Source organism: Pseudomonas sp. NFX183 (assembly GCF_047943075.1).
Classification (GTDB): domain Bacteria; phylum Pseudomonadota; class Gammaproteobacteria; order Pseudomonadales; family Pseudomonadaceae; genus Aquipseudomonas.
Genome location: NZ_CP181333.1, coordinates 2,613,079 through 2,629,214, shown reverse-complemented (window position 1 = coordinate 2,629,214; position 16,136 = coordinate 2,613,079). Strand labels below are relative to the sequence as shown.

The following is a 16,136-nucleotide window of genomic DNA, read 5'->3' as shown; positions in this document are numbered from 1 at the left end:
GACTGGGCATGTTCAATGCAAAACATGATGACATTGTAATTCTTGGCCTTAAAGATGGACATGACGGGGCAGTAGCTCTCATTATTGGTAACCACTTGGAGTTTTCCGTCGAAGCAGAAAAAGATAACGGCCTTCGTTTTTCAAGTGTGACGGCCGACACACTTTTGAAAATTTTTCACATGATCAATAAACCCGTGGACATAGTAGCTCAGAGTGGATGGAGTACAGGCCTGAGCTCAGAAAGCGACAGCATTGGCGCAGGTTACTCTGGATTAAAGCAGATCATTCATCACAAACGCTCAATATTTGGTCACGACGTTACTTATTTTTCATCTTCCCATGAGCGCTCACACCTTTTATGCGGATACGGGCTCTCCCCCTTCCCACAAGGACAACCTTGCTACGCATTACTCTGGGAGGGCTACTTCGGTGCATTCTATCGAATCGATGAGAACGTGAATATTATTAAATTAGGTAGTGCACTTGATAACCCCGGGGACAGATTTGCTTTTTTATATGCGCTCGCGGATCCTACTTTTAATCTTGGCGCCGGACAAATTCGTTTGAGTGATGCTGGCAAACTCATGGCGCTCGCTGCTTATGGTGAAAACGGTGAAATTGATGAGGACGCCAAGCACATAATAGCGACACTACTCGACGAGAACATGAATTTTAGACAGCTTCACAAGCAACATTTCCGCAACAGTGAATATTACAACATTGGACTTGACGACCCTCGACTTGCATCACTTGCACATCACCTGTCAAACGCAATTTTCAATCTATTTCGTGACGCCGTACAGCAACTAGTTTTTGATGATGCCCCTTTATTGATCGTCGGCGGATGCGGATTAAACTGTGACTGGAACTCCAAATGGAAAGAAACACAACTATTCTCTGATGTATTTATTCCTCCGTGCACAAACGACAGTGGATCTGCAATTGGAACTGCGATTGATGCGTTATTGCATACCAAGGGACTTGCTAAGATAACTTGGTCACCCTATGCAGGTGAGCCATCACACACTGACATAGATAGCACCGGCACCTTCATTAGTGAACCCTATGATAGGCGACGTGTTGCGCGATTGCTTCATGAAGGCTGCATATTTGGCTGGGTACAAGGCAGATATGAAATGGGGCCTAGGGCCTTGGGAAATCGCTCAATATTAGCGGCGCCCTACCCTAGAGAAAACCTCGTTAGATTGAACACAATCAAGAAGCGCGAGGGATTTCGGCCTATTGCGCCGATATGTTTAGAAGAATGCATGCCTGAATACTTCTACCCGTCTAACCCCTCACCCTTCATGCTGGAATTTCGCAAAGTTATTTCATCTAAAATTCCAGCTGTAACGCATGTTGATAACTCTGCGCGACCCCAATCAGTGAATGCATCGCAGAATCTTCGCATGCACCAGTTACTGAGCGCCTATCGTGATGTGTCAGGAGTCGGAGTACTTTGTAATACCTCCCTAAACTTTAACGGCCGCGGCTTTATTAATAGGTTGAGCGACCTGTATCGATTCGCCAGAGAACATGAACTCGACGGTTTCGTATTCGAAGACACACTTTTTCTTAATCCAGTGCGGCACAATGAAAATGTCAAGTAAAATCATTTACGTGCAAGCGCTATCTAGCCTATCACTATGGCTTGATATCTTTTTGATCTTCACGGTTCCCGTTTATCTATGGCATGCCTCTCCTTCCTCGATAGCGCTTCTGGCTTTTTGCTTGGGCGCCCCAATGTTGTTTCTTGGCCCTATCGTCGGAACGCTGATAGATCGGCATGACGTAAGGAAAACACTGGTATTTGGCGCCTTACTCCGCACACTATCTACTGTAGCGCTAGCATTGTCTCCAGACCTTCAGAGCTTTCTGTTCTTCGTTTTGTTCAAAGGTGTGTCAAACTTATTCTACTTCCCCTCAATAACCATTATGGTTCGACAGCTGATACGCTCTGAAGAGCGTAAATCTTTCTTCAGCTACGTTAGTATATTTGATCAATCCGCCAAAATTTTTGCGCCGCTATTTGCAGGTTTATTAACGCTAATATTATCACCTAAGGATTTATTCTTTCTGTCTGCTGCCGCCGTTTTATTAACCCTTCCACCCCTAAGACTTATTTGTCTGACATTCCAAACGCAAATGAACGACTGCTCTACGAACACTCTCTCATTCTATCGCGACATAGCAAGAGGGCTTTCCATATTCAACGCCTTGCCCTTTCAACTACGCATAGGCTTTTTGTATTCCCTACTGACGTCGCTGGCTTTAGGAATTTACGACCCGCATCTGGCGTCCTTTCTAGCCTACGAAGGCTTACCTCCAGTTAATTTTTCAGTAATCGTTTCCGCAACAGCCGGAGGCGCGATAGGTGCCGCGCTGCTGATGAAGTTAAAATTGAACAATGTCGATGAGATTCTACTTCGATCACACGCATTAGCTATTTTCTCCGCAGCATTAATACTGACTGCTGCTTTAGTATTTTTCAAAGTCCCTGGTAGAGCTTACCTCTATCCGTTTGTTTGGTTTGTGAATGGCTTTAGCTATGAGATATTAATAATATCTTCAAACATAATCCTCCAACAATTATGCCCTTCTGAAAATATCGGAAGAGTCTCCATGTCGTTCAGAAGTATCCAAATGCTATGCGTTATAATTGGACCTTCCTTAGGGACACTGCTAATAATCGCAGGCGGTCGCCCAGCGCCTTTTATTTTGGCTGCATGCATGGCTTTTTTAACAGCGTCAGTGTCAATTGCAGTCTATTTATACTTGTACAGAAAACAGCCGCCTCCCCCTATCAGTTAGTGCAGAAGCGAACGATTCATCTGGTGTGCCTCCTGTCACTTAAAAGTGCCTAATCAATTTCCAGCCACAAAAAAGCCCGCATCGCTGCGGGCTTTTGTTTAAACGCCTGAGGCTCAGTTCACCTTGGCGTTCAACTCACCTTTCAGGTAACGCTGGTACATCGCTTCCAGAGAGATCGGCTTGATCTTCGAAGCATTACCGGCCGTACCGAACGCTTCGTAACGAGCGATACACACGTCACGCATCGCGGTCACGGTGGCACCGAAGAATTTACGTGGGTCAAATTCGCTCGGGTTGGTGGCCATCAGGCGACGCATTGCGCCGGTGGACGCCAGGCGCAGGTCGGTGTCGATGTTGACCTTGCGCACGCCGTACTTGATGCCTTCGACGATTTCTTCAACCGGCACGCCGTAGGTTTCTTTGATGTCGCCACCGTACTGGTTGATGATCGCCAGCCACTCTTGCGGCACCGAGGAAGAACCGTGCATCACCAGGTGGGTGTTCGGGATGCGTTTGTGGATTTCCTTGATGCGGTCGATGGCCAGGACGTCGCCGGTAGGCGGCTTGGTGAACTTGTAAGCGCCGTGGCTGGTGCCGATGGCGATGGCCAGGGCGTCAACTTGGGTCTTTTTCACGAAGTCAGCGGCTTCTTCCGGGTCGGTCAGCATCTGGCTGTGATCCAGCACGCCTTCGGCGCCGATGCCGTCTTCTTCGCCGGCCATGCCGGTTTCCAACGAACCCAGGCAGCCCAACTCGCCTTCAACCGAAACGCCGCAGGCGTGAGCCATGGCCACGGTTTGTTGGGTCACGCGTACGTTGTACTCGTAGTCGGTTGGGGTCTTGCCATCTTCGCCGAGGGAGCCGTCCATCATCACCGAGCTGAAGCCCAGTTGGATGGAGCGCTGGCACACGTCAGGGCTGGTGCCGTGGTCCTGGTGCATGCACACCGGGATGTGCGGGAATTCTTCGATGGCGGCCAGGATCAGGTGACGCAGGAAGGGGGCACCGGCGTATTTGCGGGCACCGGCCGAAGCCTGAACGATCACTGGGGAGTCGGTCTTGTCAGCGGCTTCCATGATGGCGCGCATCTGCTCAAGGTTGTTGACGTTAAAGGCTGGGACGCCGTAGCCGAACTCGGCTGCGTGGTCCAGCATTTGACGCATGCTGATAAGTGCCATTGTGTTGTCTCTCCCGATCGTGGGTCGTTAATCGTGCAAGCCTGCCGTAGCGGCGGCTGCTATTCAAGTTATTGCAGATCAAGGGGTTAAGGCTTGGCCTGCTGAATCGTTATTGCAGTGTCCGATTCAAAATCCATGTCACTTTGGAACCGGATCTACTGTGGGAGCGGGCTTGCTCGCGAAGGCGGTGTATCAGCTACCTGATGCTTACCTGACCCACCGCTTTCGCGAGCAAGCCCGCTCCCACATTTGGATCTCATCACATGAGAGATCGCGTTCTGTGTTACTGGGCCTTGCAGCCTCGCCCAATCAAATCATCAGTGGCGACCCAGTAAATCAGGCCTTCCTCACCTTTTTGGTGAAACGCCAACTGGTCGTTGCTGTACAGCACGCCCGAGGCAGCAACGTCCTGTTTAAGACGATAAACCTGGTCCGAACCGCCGAGGCGTACATCCACCTCGGAACGCGCCTGGTTGGCAAAGCGCCAGTTGACCTCGGCCTTGCTGTCGCACGTCCAGGTGGTCCACTTGTCGGCCGGCTCTGCCTTGTTGAACATGTTCATGCTGCTGCAGCCGGCCAACAAGGCCAGGGCTGCCAGGGCGAAAACGCCTTTCATTGCCAATCCTCGAACGGCGACCCAAAAGGCCGCCAAAGCTGTCGGTTAGTTGATCAGACCCGTCAAGGGCAACCCTGTTCCTGACCGTTGGGCGCGGCGTCGTATTGCTCCAGCCGCTCGTTGCCGATGCGCTTGTTGATCACCGGCATGGTTTCGGCTTGCCAGTCAGCCTGGTAGCAGCTCTTTTTCTGCGTAGGCGCAGGCTCTGCAGCGGCAGGCTTCGCGCTTGGCGTGCTGCCGCAGCCGGCCAACAGGCCCGCTGCGATCACCAGTGCCAACGACTTGATCATGGGAATACTCCTTTTCCGGATCACGAGCCTTAGCCTTTGGCTCGAGTTTCCAGCACTTCAACGGCCGGCAGCACTTTGCCTTCGACGAATTCGAGGAACGCGCCGCCACCGGTAGAAATGTAGGAGATCTGGTCAGCAACGCCATATTTATCGATGGCGGCCAAGGTGTCGCCACCCCCGGCAATGGAGAAAGCCGAGCTTTCAGCAATGGCGTGGGCCAGTACTTTGGTGCCGTTGCCGAACTGGTCGAACTCGAACACGCCAACCGGACCGTTCCACAAAATGGTCTTGGACGACTTCAGCAGTTCAGCGAAGTTGGCCGCGGTTTGCGGGCCGATGTCCAGGATCATGTCGTCGGCTGCCACGTCGGCGATGAGCTTGACGGTGGCTTCGGCGCTCTCAGCGAACTCCTTGGCAACCACCACGTCCACCGGCAGCGGCACGCTGACTTTGGCCGCGATGGCGCGCGCGGTGTCGAGCAGGTCCGGCTCGTACAGGGACTTGCCCACCGGGTGGCCGGCTGCGGCCAGGAAGGTGTTGGCAATGCCGCCGCCGACGATCAATTGGTTGCAGATCTGGCTCAGGCTGTTGAGCACGTCGAGCTTGGTGGACACTTTGGAACCGGCCACGATGGCCGCCATTGGCTGCGCCGGAGCGCCCAGGGCCTTGCCCAGTGCATCCAGTTCTGCGGCCAGCAGCGGGCCGGCGGCGGCGACTTTGGCGAACTTGGCCACGCCGTGGGTCGAACCCTCGGCGCGGTGCGCGGTGCCGAAGGCGTCCATCACGAACACGTCGCACAGGGCCGCGTATTGCTGAGCCAGTTCGTCGCTGTTCTTTTTCTCGCCTTTGTTGAAGCGCACGTTTTCGAACAGCACGATATCGCCTGGCTTGACGTCAACGCCGCCCAGGTAGTCAGCCACCAGCGGCACGTCGCGGCCCAGGGCCTTGCTCAGGTAGTCGGCTACCGGCTTGAGGCTGTTTTCGGCGGAGAACTCACCTTCGGTCGGACGACCCAGGTGGGAGCAGACCATCACGGCCGCGCCTTTTTCCAGGGCCAGCTTGATGGTCGGCAGCGAGGCCAGGATTCGCGCATCGCTGGTGACAACACCGTCCTTGACTGGGACGTTGAGGTCTTCGCGAATCAGTACGCGCTTACCTTGCAGATCGAGGTCGGTCATCTTCAACACGGTCATGGGTCGCAGTTCCTGAATTACTGTTGAGGTTGTGTGGAGGCGATGTGCAGATAATGTTCGGCAACATCCAGCATTCGGTTGGCAAACCCCCATTCGTTGTCGAACCAGGCCAGGATGTTCACCAGCCTGGGGCCGGAAACGCGGGTCTGGCTGGCATCGACAATCGCCGAATGCGGGTCATGGTTGAAATCGCAACTGGCATGCGGCAACTCGGTGTAGGCCAGCAAACCCTTGAGCGGGCCGCTGGTGGCGGCGTCGCGCAGAATCCGGTTGACCTCCGTCGCGTCAGTGTCGCTGACAGTCTGCATGGTGATGTCCAGGCAAGACACGTTCACCGTCGGCACCCGTACGGCTTTGGCTTGAATTCGCCCGGCAAGTTCCGGTAACAATCTTTCGATACCTCGCGCCAGGCCGGTAGACACCGGAATCACTGACTGGAAGGCCGAACGCGTGCGGCGCAGGTCTTCGTGGTGATAGGCGTCGATGACCGGCTGGTCGTTCATCGCCGAGTGAATCGTGGTGATCGACACGTAATCCAGGCCAATCGCCTGATCCAGCAGGCGCAACAGCGGCACGCTGCAGTTGGTGGTGCAGGAGGCGTTGGACACCAGCAGCTCGTTGCCGGTCAGGCAATCCTGGTTGATGCCATAGACGATGGTGGCGTCGACATCCGCCTCGCTGGCCATCGGCTGGGAAAACAGCACACGCGGTGCGCCGGCGTCGAGAAAACGCTGGCCATCGGCACGGGTGTGGTAAGCACCGGAGCATTCCAACACCAGGTCGACGCCCAGCGCCGCCCAGTCGATGCCCTCGGGAGTGGCACTGCGCAGGACTTTCACGCAGTCGCCATTGATATGCAGACAGTCGCCTTCTACGCGCACTTCGCCGGGAAACCGGCCGTGGGTGGAGTCAAAGCGTGTCAGGTATTCGATGCTGGCCATGTCGGCCAAATCGTTGATCGCAACAATTTCAAACCCTGCCGCCGCCCCTCGCTCAAACAGAGCACGCAAGACGCAACGACCAATGCGGCCGTAGCCGTTGAGTGCAACTTTGTAGGGACGCGGTTGGGGCATGGGGTTCTCGATCAATGTTAGTTCGGTGTTGAATGTTCTGACGCCATCGCGGGCAAGCCCGCTCCCACCTTAGACCGAGATCGAATGTGGGAGCGGGCTTGCCCGCGATAGCGCCAGTACAGACAACGCAGACTGACTTAGTCTTCCAGCAGTTCTTCAGCCTGACCCAGGATGTTTTCCAGGGTGAAACCGAACTCTTCGAACAACGCTGGCGCCGGCGCCGACTCACCGTAGGTGGTCATGCCGATCACGCGGCCTTCCAGGCCCACGTACTTGTACCAGTAGTCGGCGTGAGCCGCTTCGATGGCGATACGCGCGCTGACCTGCAACGGCAGAACCGATTGCTTGTAGTCGGCGTCCTGGGCTTCGAACAGGCTGGTGCACGGCATGGACACAACGCGCACGTTGCGGCCCTGGGCAGTCAGCTTGTCGTAGGCCTGAACGGTCAGGCCGACTTCGGAACCGGTGGAGATCAGGATCAGTTCCGGCTCGCCAACGCAGTCCTTGAGCACGTAGCCACCACGGCTGATCGCAGCGATCTGCGCGTCGGTACGCACTTGGTGCTGCAGGTTCTGACGCGAGAAGATCAGCGCCGAAGGGCCGTCCTTACGCTCGATGGCGTGCTTCCAGGCCACGGCGGATTCGACCGCGTCGGCTGGGCGCCAGCAATCCAGGTTCGGCGTGGTACGCAGGCTGGTCAGTTGCTCGACCGGCTGGTGCGTCGGGCCGTCTTCGCCCAAACCGATGGAGTCGTGGGTGTACACATGGATCACGCGCTTCTTCATCAGCGCGGCCATACGTACGGCGTTGCGCGCGTATTCCATGAACATCAGGAAGGTCGCGCCGTAAGGCACCAGGCCGCCGTGCAGAGACACGCCGTTCATGATGGCGCTCATGCCGAACTCGCGCACGCCGTAGTACATGTAGTTGCCGCTGGCGTCTTCGGCCGAGACACCTTTGCAACCTTTCCACAGGGTCAGGTTGGAACCGGCCAGGTCAGCCGAACCGCCGAGAATCTCCGGCAGCAACGGGCCAAAGGCGTTCAGGGTGTTCTGGCTGGCTTTACGGCTGGCGATAGTCTCGCCCTTGGCCGCCACTTCGGCGATGTAGGCCGAGGCTTTTTCCGAGAAGTCGGCAGGCAGGTCACCGGCCAGGCGACGCACCAGTTCGTTGGCCAACTCTGGGAATTCGGCGGAGTAGGCCGCAAAACGCTGGTCCCACTCGGCTTCGGTCGCCAGGCCTTTTTCCTTGGCGTTCCATTCGGCATAGATGTCAGCCGGGATTTCGAACGGGCCGTGGTTCCACTTCAGCGCTTCACGGGTCAGGGCGATTTCCGCGTCACCCAGTGGGGCGCCGTGGCAGTCTTCTTTACCTTGCTTGTTCGGCGAGCCGAAACCGATGGTGGTCTTGCAGCAGATCAGGGTCGGCTGCTCGCTCTTGCGCGCGGTGTCGATGGCGGTCTTGATCTCTTCCGGATCGTGGCCGTCGACGTTGCGGATCACTTGCCAGTTGTAGGCTTCGAAACGCTTCGGGGTGTCATCGGTGAACCAGCCTTCGACTTCGCCGTCGATGGAGATGCCGTTGTCATCGTAGAAGGCAATCAGCTTGCCCAGGCCCAGGGTACCGGCCAGGGACGCCACTTCATGGGAAATGCCTTCCATCATGCAGCCATCACCCAGGAACACATAGGTGTGGTGGTCGACGATGTTGTGACCAGGGCGGTTGAACTGCGCGCCCAGGACTTTTTCAGCCAGTGCGAAGCCAACAGCATTGGCCAGGCCTTGGCCCAGGGGACCGGTGGTGGTCTCGACGCCTGGGGTGTAGCCGAATTCAGGGTGACCCGGGGTGCGGCTGTGCAACTGGCGGAAGCTCTTGAGGTCATCGATGGTGACGTCGTAGCCGGTCAGGTGCAGCAGCGAATAGATCAGCATCGAGCCGTGGCCGTTGGACAGCACAAAGCGGTCACGGTCGGCGAACGACGGGTTGCTCGGATTGTGTTTCAGGTAGTCACGCCAAAGTACCTCGGCGATATCCGCCATGCCCATCGGGGCACCGGGATGGCCGCTGTTGGCTTTTTGCACGGCATCCATGCTGAGGGCACGAATGGCGTTGGCACGCTCACGACGGCTGGGCATCGCTGATCTCCTGGGGTTGCTTAAAAGAAACGGAAAAAAGGATCGGCATTTTCCCTCAGCCACCGCCTGCGGGCAATCACAGATAGTCACTTGAGGTGTTTTTCCTGCGGTTTGCCCGCCAATCGCTTGCAGAAAAGCCTGACTGCTTCGTCTAAAGGTTATAGCGGGTGCTTATAACTACCGATTATCGACCAATATCAAAACTTTTTGATATTGACCTTGCGGGGATATCCACCCGTCACTAGACTGCTGGCCTTATGAACCTACCCGTGCCCTCCCTGCGTCCTGACGACGGCGACGACCTGGCAGCCTTATGCAAGGCCGCTGGTGATCCGTTACGTCTGAACGTATTGCGCGCGCTGGCCAACGATTCTTTCGGCGTACTGGAACTGGCGCAAATCTTCGCCATTGGCCAGTCCGGCATGAGCCACCATCTGAAGGTCCTGGCCCAGGCTGACCTGGTGGCCACCCGCCGCGAAGGTAATGCGATTTTTTACCGTCGCGCCCTGCCCCACACCGAACTGCTCGGCGGCAAACTGCACGCCGCGCTGCTGGAAGAGGTGGACAGCTTGGGCTTGCCCGGCGACGTGCAGTCACGCATCAGCCAAGTTCACGGGCAACGCGCCGCCGCCAGCCAGGATTTTTTCTCACGGGTCGCCGAGAAGTTTCGTGCCCAGCAGGACCTGATCGCCGGCTTGCCGCAATACCGCGAAAGCGTACTGGCGCTGTTGGACAAACTGAGCTTCAGTCATTCGGCCACGGCGCTGGAAGTGGGCCCTGGCGATGGCGGTTTCCTGCCGGAGCTGGCGCGCCGCTTCAAGCAGGTGACGGCGCTGGACAACAGCCCGGCGATGCTCGAACTGGCGCGCCAGTTGTGCGAGCGCGAGGCGCTGGGCAATGTCAGCCTGCAGCTGGCGGACGCGTTGAATGACACAACCCTGCGGGCCGATTGCGTGGTGTTGAACATGGTCTTGCACCATTTCGCCGCCCCCGCCGACGCCCTCAAGCAGATGGCAAACTTGCTGCAACCCGGCGGTAGCCTGCTGGTCACAGATTTATGCAGCCACAACCAGAATTGGGCCAGGGAGGCCTGCGGTGATCTCTGGTTGGGTTTTGAACAGGACGATCTGGCCCGTTGGGCCACCGCTGCGGGACTCGTTCCCGGGGAAAGCCTCTATGTAGGTTTACGTAATGGTTTCCAGATTCAGGTCCGCCATTTTCAGCGGCCGGCTGGCGACACTCACCATCGGTAAATATCAGGAAAACATCGAGATGAGCGAATACTCCCTTTTCACCTCCGAGTCCGTGTCTGAAGGGCATCCGGACAAAATCGCCGACCAGATTTCTGATGCGGTGCTGGACGCCATCATTGCTGAAGACAAGTTCGCCCGTGTGGCGTGCGAGACTCTGGTGAAAACGGGCGTGGCGATCATCGCCGGTGAAGTCACCACCACCGCGTGGGTCGATCTGGAACAGATCGTCCGTGACGTCATCACCAAGATTGGCTACAACAGTTCCGACGTCGGTTTCGACGGCGCAACCTGCGGCGTGATGAACATCATCGGCAAGCAGTCGCCCGACATCAACCAGGGCGTGGACCGCGCCAAGCCTGAAGATCAGGGCGCTGGCGACCAGGGCCTGATGTTCGGCTACGCCAGCAACGAAACCGAGGTGCTGATGCCGGCGCCGATCACCTTCTCGCACCAGCTTGTGCAACGTCAGGCCGAGGCTCGCAAAAACGGCCTGCTGCCGTGGCTGCGCCCGGATGCCAAATCCCAGGTGACCTGCCGTTACGAAGGCGGCAAGGTGGTGGGTATCGACGCCGTTGTACTGTCGACCCAGCACAACCCGGACGTGTCCTACGCCGACCTGCGCGAAGGCGTAATGGAGCTGATCGTCAAGCACGTGCTGCCGGCCGAACTGCTGACCAAGGACACCCAGTTCCACATCAACCCGACTGGCCAGTTCATCATCGGTGGCCCGGTGGGCGACTGCGGCCTGACCGGCCGCAAGATCATCGTCGACAGCTACGGCGGCATGGCCCGTCACGGCGGTGGCGCGTTCTCGGGTAAAGACCCATCCAAGGTTGACCGTTCGGCGGCCTACGCCGGTCGTTATGTGGCCAAGAACATCGTCGCGGCCGGCTTGGCCGAGCGTTGCGAGATTCAGGTTTCCTACGCTATCGGTGTGGCCCAGCCTACGTCGATCTCGCTGAACACCTTTGGCACCGGCAAGATCAGCGACGACAAAATCGTCAAGCTGGTGCGCGAGATCTTCGACCTGCGCCCTTACGCGATCACCACCATGCTTGACCTGCTGCACCCGATGTACCAGGAAACCGCAGCCTACGGCCACTTCGGCCGTACCCCTGCGCAGAAGACTGTCGGCGACGACACCTTCACCACGTTCACCTGGGAAAAAACCGACCGCGCCAACGACCTGCGCACTGCCGCCGGCCTGTAAGCACGCGCTCCCCCAAAAGCCCCGCGGGTTCGCCCGGCGGGGCTTTTTTATTGCCTGCGCGACAGGCATCACGCGTCTGGCGCCCTGAGCACTCAACCGGGAGGCAAACCCGGCGACTGCCAGCCGCAAGCCAACAACGACTTGCTGAGCGTGCAGGCTTTTAACGCCGCACAAGAGCAGGTCAAAAGTTGTAACAAACTGGCCGACGCCCAAGCCAAAGCCGACGCCAGGCAGCAAACACAGGAAGCCAAGATGGATAAGAACGACGCGGTGAAAGCGTTGGGCGATCTGTTCAAGTAGTTCGAAACACCCGGTAAAAAGCCCCGCACTGTCGGGGCTTTTTTGTGGCCGCCTGGATCACTTAGGCTGGGCGCCCCTTCCGAGCAAGGATGCTCATGATGCGTTTATTGATTGCTCTGTTACTCAGTGCCTTGCCCTTTCTGGTGTGGGCAGAAGACTGTCCCGAGGACGCCAGGTCACAGGTCAGCGCGCTGGCCAGGCAGATCACGCTGTGGGATGACAGCTACCACCGGCTCGGCCAATCCCCGGTCAGCGATGAACTCTACGATCAGGCGCGCCACCGCCTGGACCACTGGCGAACGTGTTTCCCCAACAACAGCCTGACGGCTGACAAGCCACTCGCCAGCTCGCGGGGCACACGGCCTCACCCGGTCGCGCATACCGGCCTTGAAAAGTTACTGGATGAACAGGCGGTCGATGACTGGCTCAGGACCCGGCAAGACGTATGGATTCAACCCAAGGTCGATGGTGTTGCGGTGACGCTGGTCTATCGTCAGGGCCGGTTGAGCCGGCTTATCAGCCGAGGTGACGGACGCCTCGGCCAGGATTGGTCGACTGCCGCACGCCGGATCCCCGGCATTGTCCAGCAACTGCCGGAGCCCATCGACCTGGTGCTGCAAGGCGAACTCTATTGGCGCCTCGACGCTCATGTGCAGGCGACACAGGGCGGGCTGAATGCTCGCAGCAAGATGGCCGGGCTGATGAACCGCCTTCAGTTGAGCGACACCGATGCCGCGGGGATCGGGCTTTTTGTCTGGGCCTGGCCCGACGGCCCGACCGACTTCAACGAGCGCCTGAACACCCTGGCACGCTGGGGCTTCACCGATAGCCATCGCTACAGCCAGCGCATTCAAAACATCGCTGAAGCCTCACACTGGCGCAGTTACTGGTACAACCACCCGCTGCCTTTTGCCAGCGATGGCGTGGTATTGCACCAGGCTGTGCATGCGCCCGCCAAACGCTGGCAAGCCAGTGCTCCCTACTGGGCGGTGGCCTGGAAATACCCGGCCGCCAAAGCGCTCGCGCTGGTACGTAAAGTGCGGTTCAACATCGGCCGCACCGGGCGCATTACGCCCATTCTTGAGCTGGAACCGGTGCGACTGGATGACCGGCACATTCACCGCGTGAGCGTCGGCTCCCTGAAACGCTGGCAGGTGCTGGATATCCGCCCCGGCGATCAGGTGTCCATCAGCCTTGCCGGCCATGTGATCCCCCGGTTGGAGCACGTGATCCTGCGCAACGAAAACAGGGTGGAAGTACGAGCGCCCGATGCCCGAGACTTTCACGCCTTGAGCTGCTGGCAACTGGACCCCGGTTGCGAGGAGCAATTGCTGGCCCGCCTGACCTGGCTGAGCGGCAATCAAGGCCTGGCCATGCCGCATATTGGCCGCGAAACCTGGAACATATTGATCCAGGCCGGTCTAATCGCCGGCATTCTCGATTGGTTGACCCTGGATGCGGCAGAGCTTGCTAACATTGACGGCTTAGGCGAACGCAGCCGCGCGCGGATGCTCGAAAGCATTCAAAACGCTCGGCAACGTCCCTTTGCACAATGGCTCAAAGCCTTGGGTGTACCGCCCTCGGCACGTAACGACCTGGACGGCGGCTGGCAGACCCTGGCCGCCAGAGACACCCAGGCCTGGCTGGCCACCGATGGCATCGGCCCGGGCCGCGCAGCGCAATTGAGCGCCTTTTTTCGCGACCCGCAGGTACAGGCGTTGGCTCAGACACTCCGCGAGGCGGGGATAGACGGGTTCTAACCTGGCCCGACCACTTTTTAACCAACGGCAGAATTCATCCTGCCATTTGATTGCACCCTGGAGCCTTTATGAAATTTCTTGCCCCTTTTGCCTTGTTAACGGTTGCAAGCTTCATGGCGACACCGCTGCTGGCCGCCGAAGAGGTGCCGGAACTCACCGGCTGCGCCGCCAAGCGCCAAGCCATCAGCACTCAGATCGAGCAAGCCAAGGCACACGGCAACAGCGAACAACAGGCTGGCCTTGAAAAAGCCCTGAGCGAAGTCACCGCCAACTGCACCGATGCATCCCTGAGAAAAGAACGCGAAAACAAGGTGCTCGACGCCAAGCACGAAGTCAGCCGCCGTCAGGCCGACCTCGACAAGGCGATGAAAAAGGGTGACGCGGACAAGATCAACAAGCGTAAAGACAAGCTGGCGCAGTCACGCAAAGAGCTGCAGGACGCTGTTGAAGAACTCGACCAGTAAACCCGGTCAGTGATCCCGAAACTGCTTATGGCAAGCCGTGCAAGCATCTTCGACTTTCTGCACCGCAGGCCCCAGGTTGCTGGCTTTGTAAGGCTGCACCTGGCTGGCGATCACCAGCTCACCGGTGGCCGTTTCAAGGTTTCGGGCCAACGCCTGGAACCGTGCCTGTTGTTGCCACACGCTGTCCTTGGCGCTGGTGTGATCTTCTTCGCGCACGCTGGGAAAATGCTTCCAAGGCTCGTGGGACAACGCGTCAAGCTTGACCGCGCCTTCGGCGAACTTCGCGCCATCAAAAGGAATGCGCCCACGCAACATGCCGCCCAGGTCCTCACCGGTCTTGAGCATTTGCTTGAAGATTGCCTTGCGCTGACCCAGAGGTGAATTCGGATCAACACCGCCACAGGCGGATAACGTCAGGCAGGCCAGCAATACAACGGTCAGTGTTTTAAAAGTCATGATGGCTTCAGGTCACGGGAACGGCGGCCAGTATCCTCGCCCCGCCCGTAAAGACCAATAGCCCTATTAATAATAAGGGTTGCCCAAACGTGCTGCGGCGCGGGCAATCGCTTCAGGAAGTGTTTGTATGAATGTCACCTTGAAACCCTGGAGCCGCCGCCTGGCGTGGGCTCTGCCGATCATTGCACTGCTGGCCGGCTGCGATGGCAACAAAGACGCCGGCAAAGATGAAACCGTTAAACCCCATGCTGTCGCCACGTATGTGAGTGCACCGTGGGAAGCCTTGCCGGCTGTTTCCGACAGCGACCTGCTCGCCGGGTTTGAATCCTGGCGCAGCGCCTGCCAACGCCTGAAGGCCGACCCGATCTGGGGCGCGACCTGCGCAGCAGCGACCAGCGTGCCGGGCAACGCCCCGGCAGTGCGCAGCTTTCTCAAGGAGCGCCTGGATGTGTTCGGCCTGCGCTCGGCAGACAACACACCGAACGGCCTGATCACCGGCTACTACGAACCGGTCTACCCCGGCAGCCTGACCGAAACCGCCACCGCCCATGTGCCGGTGTACGGCGTGCCGGATGACCTGATCATCGTCAACCTGGAAAGCATCTACCCGGAACTCAAGGGCAAGCGCCTGCGCGGCCGCCTCGAAGGGCGCGTGCTCAAGCCTTATGACGACGCCAGCACCATCAACGGCCAAGGCTCCACTGCCAAGCCGATCGCCTGGCTGACCAACCCGATGGACCTGCAGTTCTTGCAGATCCAGGGCTCGGGCCGCATTCAACTCGCCGGCGGGCGCCAACTGCGTGTGGGGTATGGCGACCAGAACGGCTACCCGTACCGCCCGATCGGGCGTTGGCTGGTAGAGCAAGGCGAGTTGAAAAAAGAAGACGTGACCATGGGCGCCATCAGCGCCTGGGCCAAGGCTAACCCACAACGCATTCCACAACTGCTGGCGAGCAACCCCAGCTACGTGTTTTTCAGCGCTCGCCCGGACAGCAATGAAGGCCCGCGCGGCTCACTGAATGTGCCGCTGACGGCTGGCTACAGCGTGGCGGTGGATCGCAAGGTGATTCCGCTGGGCAGCCTGTTATGGCTGTCGACCACCCAACCTGACGGCTCGCCCATTGCCCGGCCCGTGGCCGCACAGGACACCGGCGGCGCAATCACCGGCGAAGTGCGCGCAGACCTGTTCTGGGGCACCGGTGATGCAGCGGGTGAGTTGGCGGGGAATATGAAGCAGCAGGGTCAGATCTGGATGCTGTGGCCTAAAGGCGCAGCGTTGCCGCAGGTGCCGGATGCGCCTGCCGGCACCTGAGTGCTTTCTGATAGACGCGATTCATGGTGTTGAGCAGGCCAGTGTGGCGAGCGGGCTTGCCCCGCGTTGGGCTGCGAAGCAGCCC

General features: G+C 58.2%; 15 protein-coding genes. 8 read left to right on the top strand and 7 right to left on the bottom strand.

The features are described from left to right. Positions 1-8: 8 nt before the first annotated feature. On the top strand, positions 9-1,610 hold the full coding sequence (locus tag ACM530_RS12115) for a carbamoyltransferase C-terminal domain-containing protein (protein WP_416364841.1): 1,602 nt from the start codon (positions 9-11) through the stop codon (positions 1,608-1,610). Then, a complete protein-coding gene (locus ACM530_RS12110; protein WP_416364840.1) occupies positions 1,600-2,811 on the top strand; it encodes an MFS transporter in 1,212 nt (403 codons plus the stop codon). Before ACM530_RS12115 ends, ACM530_RS12110 begins: the two co-directional genes overlap by 11 nt. Positions 2,812-2,924: 113 nt before the next feature. On the opposite strand, the gene fba is transcribed toward ACM530_RS12110, so the two are convergent. The 6 genes from fba to tkt all read right to left on the bottom strand — a co-directional run bounded on the left by fba (position 2,925) and on the right by tkt (position 9,296). Further along, positions 2,925-3,989 (bottom strand): class II fructose-bisphosphate aldolase, encoded by a 1,065-nt coding sequence (gene fba / locus ACM530_RS12105; protein WP_003177554.1) that lies wholly within the window; start codon positions 3,987-3,989, stop codon positions 2,925-2,927. Between the two features lie 283 nt (positions 3,990-4,272). Beyond that, complete coding sequence (locus ACM530_RS12100) at positions 4,273-4,605, bottom strand: MliC family protein (protein WP_119737525.1); 333 nt, start codon at positions 4,603-4,605, stop codon at positions 4,273-4,275. Between the two features lie 62 nt (positions 4,606-4,667). Further along, a complete protein-coding gene (locus tag ACM530_RS12095; protein ID WP_106575624.1) occupies positions 4,668-4,895 on the bottom strand; it encodes a hypothetical protein in 228 nt (75 codons plus the stop codon). A gap of 29 nt (positions 4,896-4,924) precedes the next feature. Beyond that, positions 4,925-6,088 carry a phosphoglycerate kinase gene (locus tag ACM530_RS12090; RefSeq protein ID WP_106575625.1) on the bottom strand — a complete coding sequence of 388 codons (1,164 nt, stop codon included), beginning with the start codon at positions 6,086-6,088 and terminating at the stop codon, positions 4,925-4,927. Between the two features lie 17 nt (positions 6,089-6,105). Further along, positions 6,106-7,161, bottom strand: a complete 1,056-nt coding sequence (gene epd / locus ACM530_RS12085) for an erythrose-4-phosphate dehydrogenase (protein ID WP_106575626.1) — start codon at positions 7,159-7,161, stop codon at positions 6,106-6,108. Positions 7,162-7,298: 137 nt separating this feature from the next. Then, positions 7,299-9,296, bottom strand: a complete 1,998-nt coding sequence (gene tkt / locus ACM530_RS12080) for a transketolase (protein ID WP_124418633.1) — start codon at positions 9,294-9,296, stop codon at positions 7,299-7,301. Between the two features lie 257 nt (positions 9,297-9,553). On the opposite strand from tkt, the gene ACM530_RS12075 reads away from it, so the two are divergent. From ACM530_RS12075 to ACM530_RS12055, 5 genes are all read left to right on the top strand, one after another. After that, positions 9,554-10,549: an ArsR/SmtB family transcription factor gene (locus ACM530_RS12075; RefSeq protein ID WP_416364839.1), complete on the top strand. Its 996-nt coding sequence runs from the start codon at positions 9,554-9,556 to the stop codon at positions 10,547-10,549. A gap of 19 nt (positions 10,550-10,568) precedes the next feature. Next, entirely contained in the window at positions 10,569-11,759 is a 1,191-nt protein-coding gene (gene metK, locus ACM530_RS12070) for a methionine adenosyltransferase (RefSeq protein ID WP_099234792.1), read from the top strand. Positions 11,760-11,813: 54 nt separating this feature from the next. Next, entirely contained in the window at positions 11,814-12,059 is a 246-nt protein-coding gene (locus tag ACM530_RS12065) for a hypothetical protein (protein ID WP_416365092.1), read from the top strand. 95 nt (positions 12,060-12,154) lie between these two features. Beyond that, complete coding sequence (gene ligB / locus ACM530_RS12060; protein ID WP_416364838.1) at positions 12,155-13,819, top strand: NAD-dependent DNA ligase LigB; 1,665 nt, start codon at positions 12,155-12,157, stop codon at positions 13,817-13,819. 68 nt (positions 13,820-13,887) lie between these two features. Further along, positions 13,888-14,283, top strand: coding sequence for a DUF1090 domain-containing protein (locus ACM530_RS12055; protein ID WP_145157637.1), 396 nt, complete (start codon positions 13,888-13,890; stop codon positions 14,281-14,283). A gap of 6 nt (positions 14,284-14,289) precedes the next feature. Here ACM530_RS12055 and ACM530_RS12050 read toward each other — a convergent pair whose 3' ends face one another. Further along, entirely contained in the window at positions 14,290-14,739 is a 450-nt protein-coding gene (locus tag ACM530_RS12050) for a c-type cytochrome (RefSeq protein WP_145157640.1), read from the bottom strand. Positions 14,740-14,866: 127 nt separating this feature from the next. Here ACM530_RS12050 and ACM530_RS12045 point away from each other — a divergent pair, with 127 nt between their 5' ends. Next, positions 14,867-16,051, top strand: a complete 1,185-nt coding sequence (locus ACM530_RS12045; RefSeq protein WP_262206946.1) for a murein transglycosylase A — start codon at positions 14,867-14,869, stop codon at positions 16,049-16,051. Positions 16,052-16,136 lie beyond the last annotated feature (85 nt).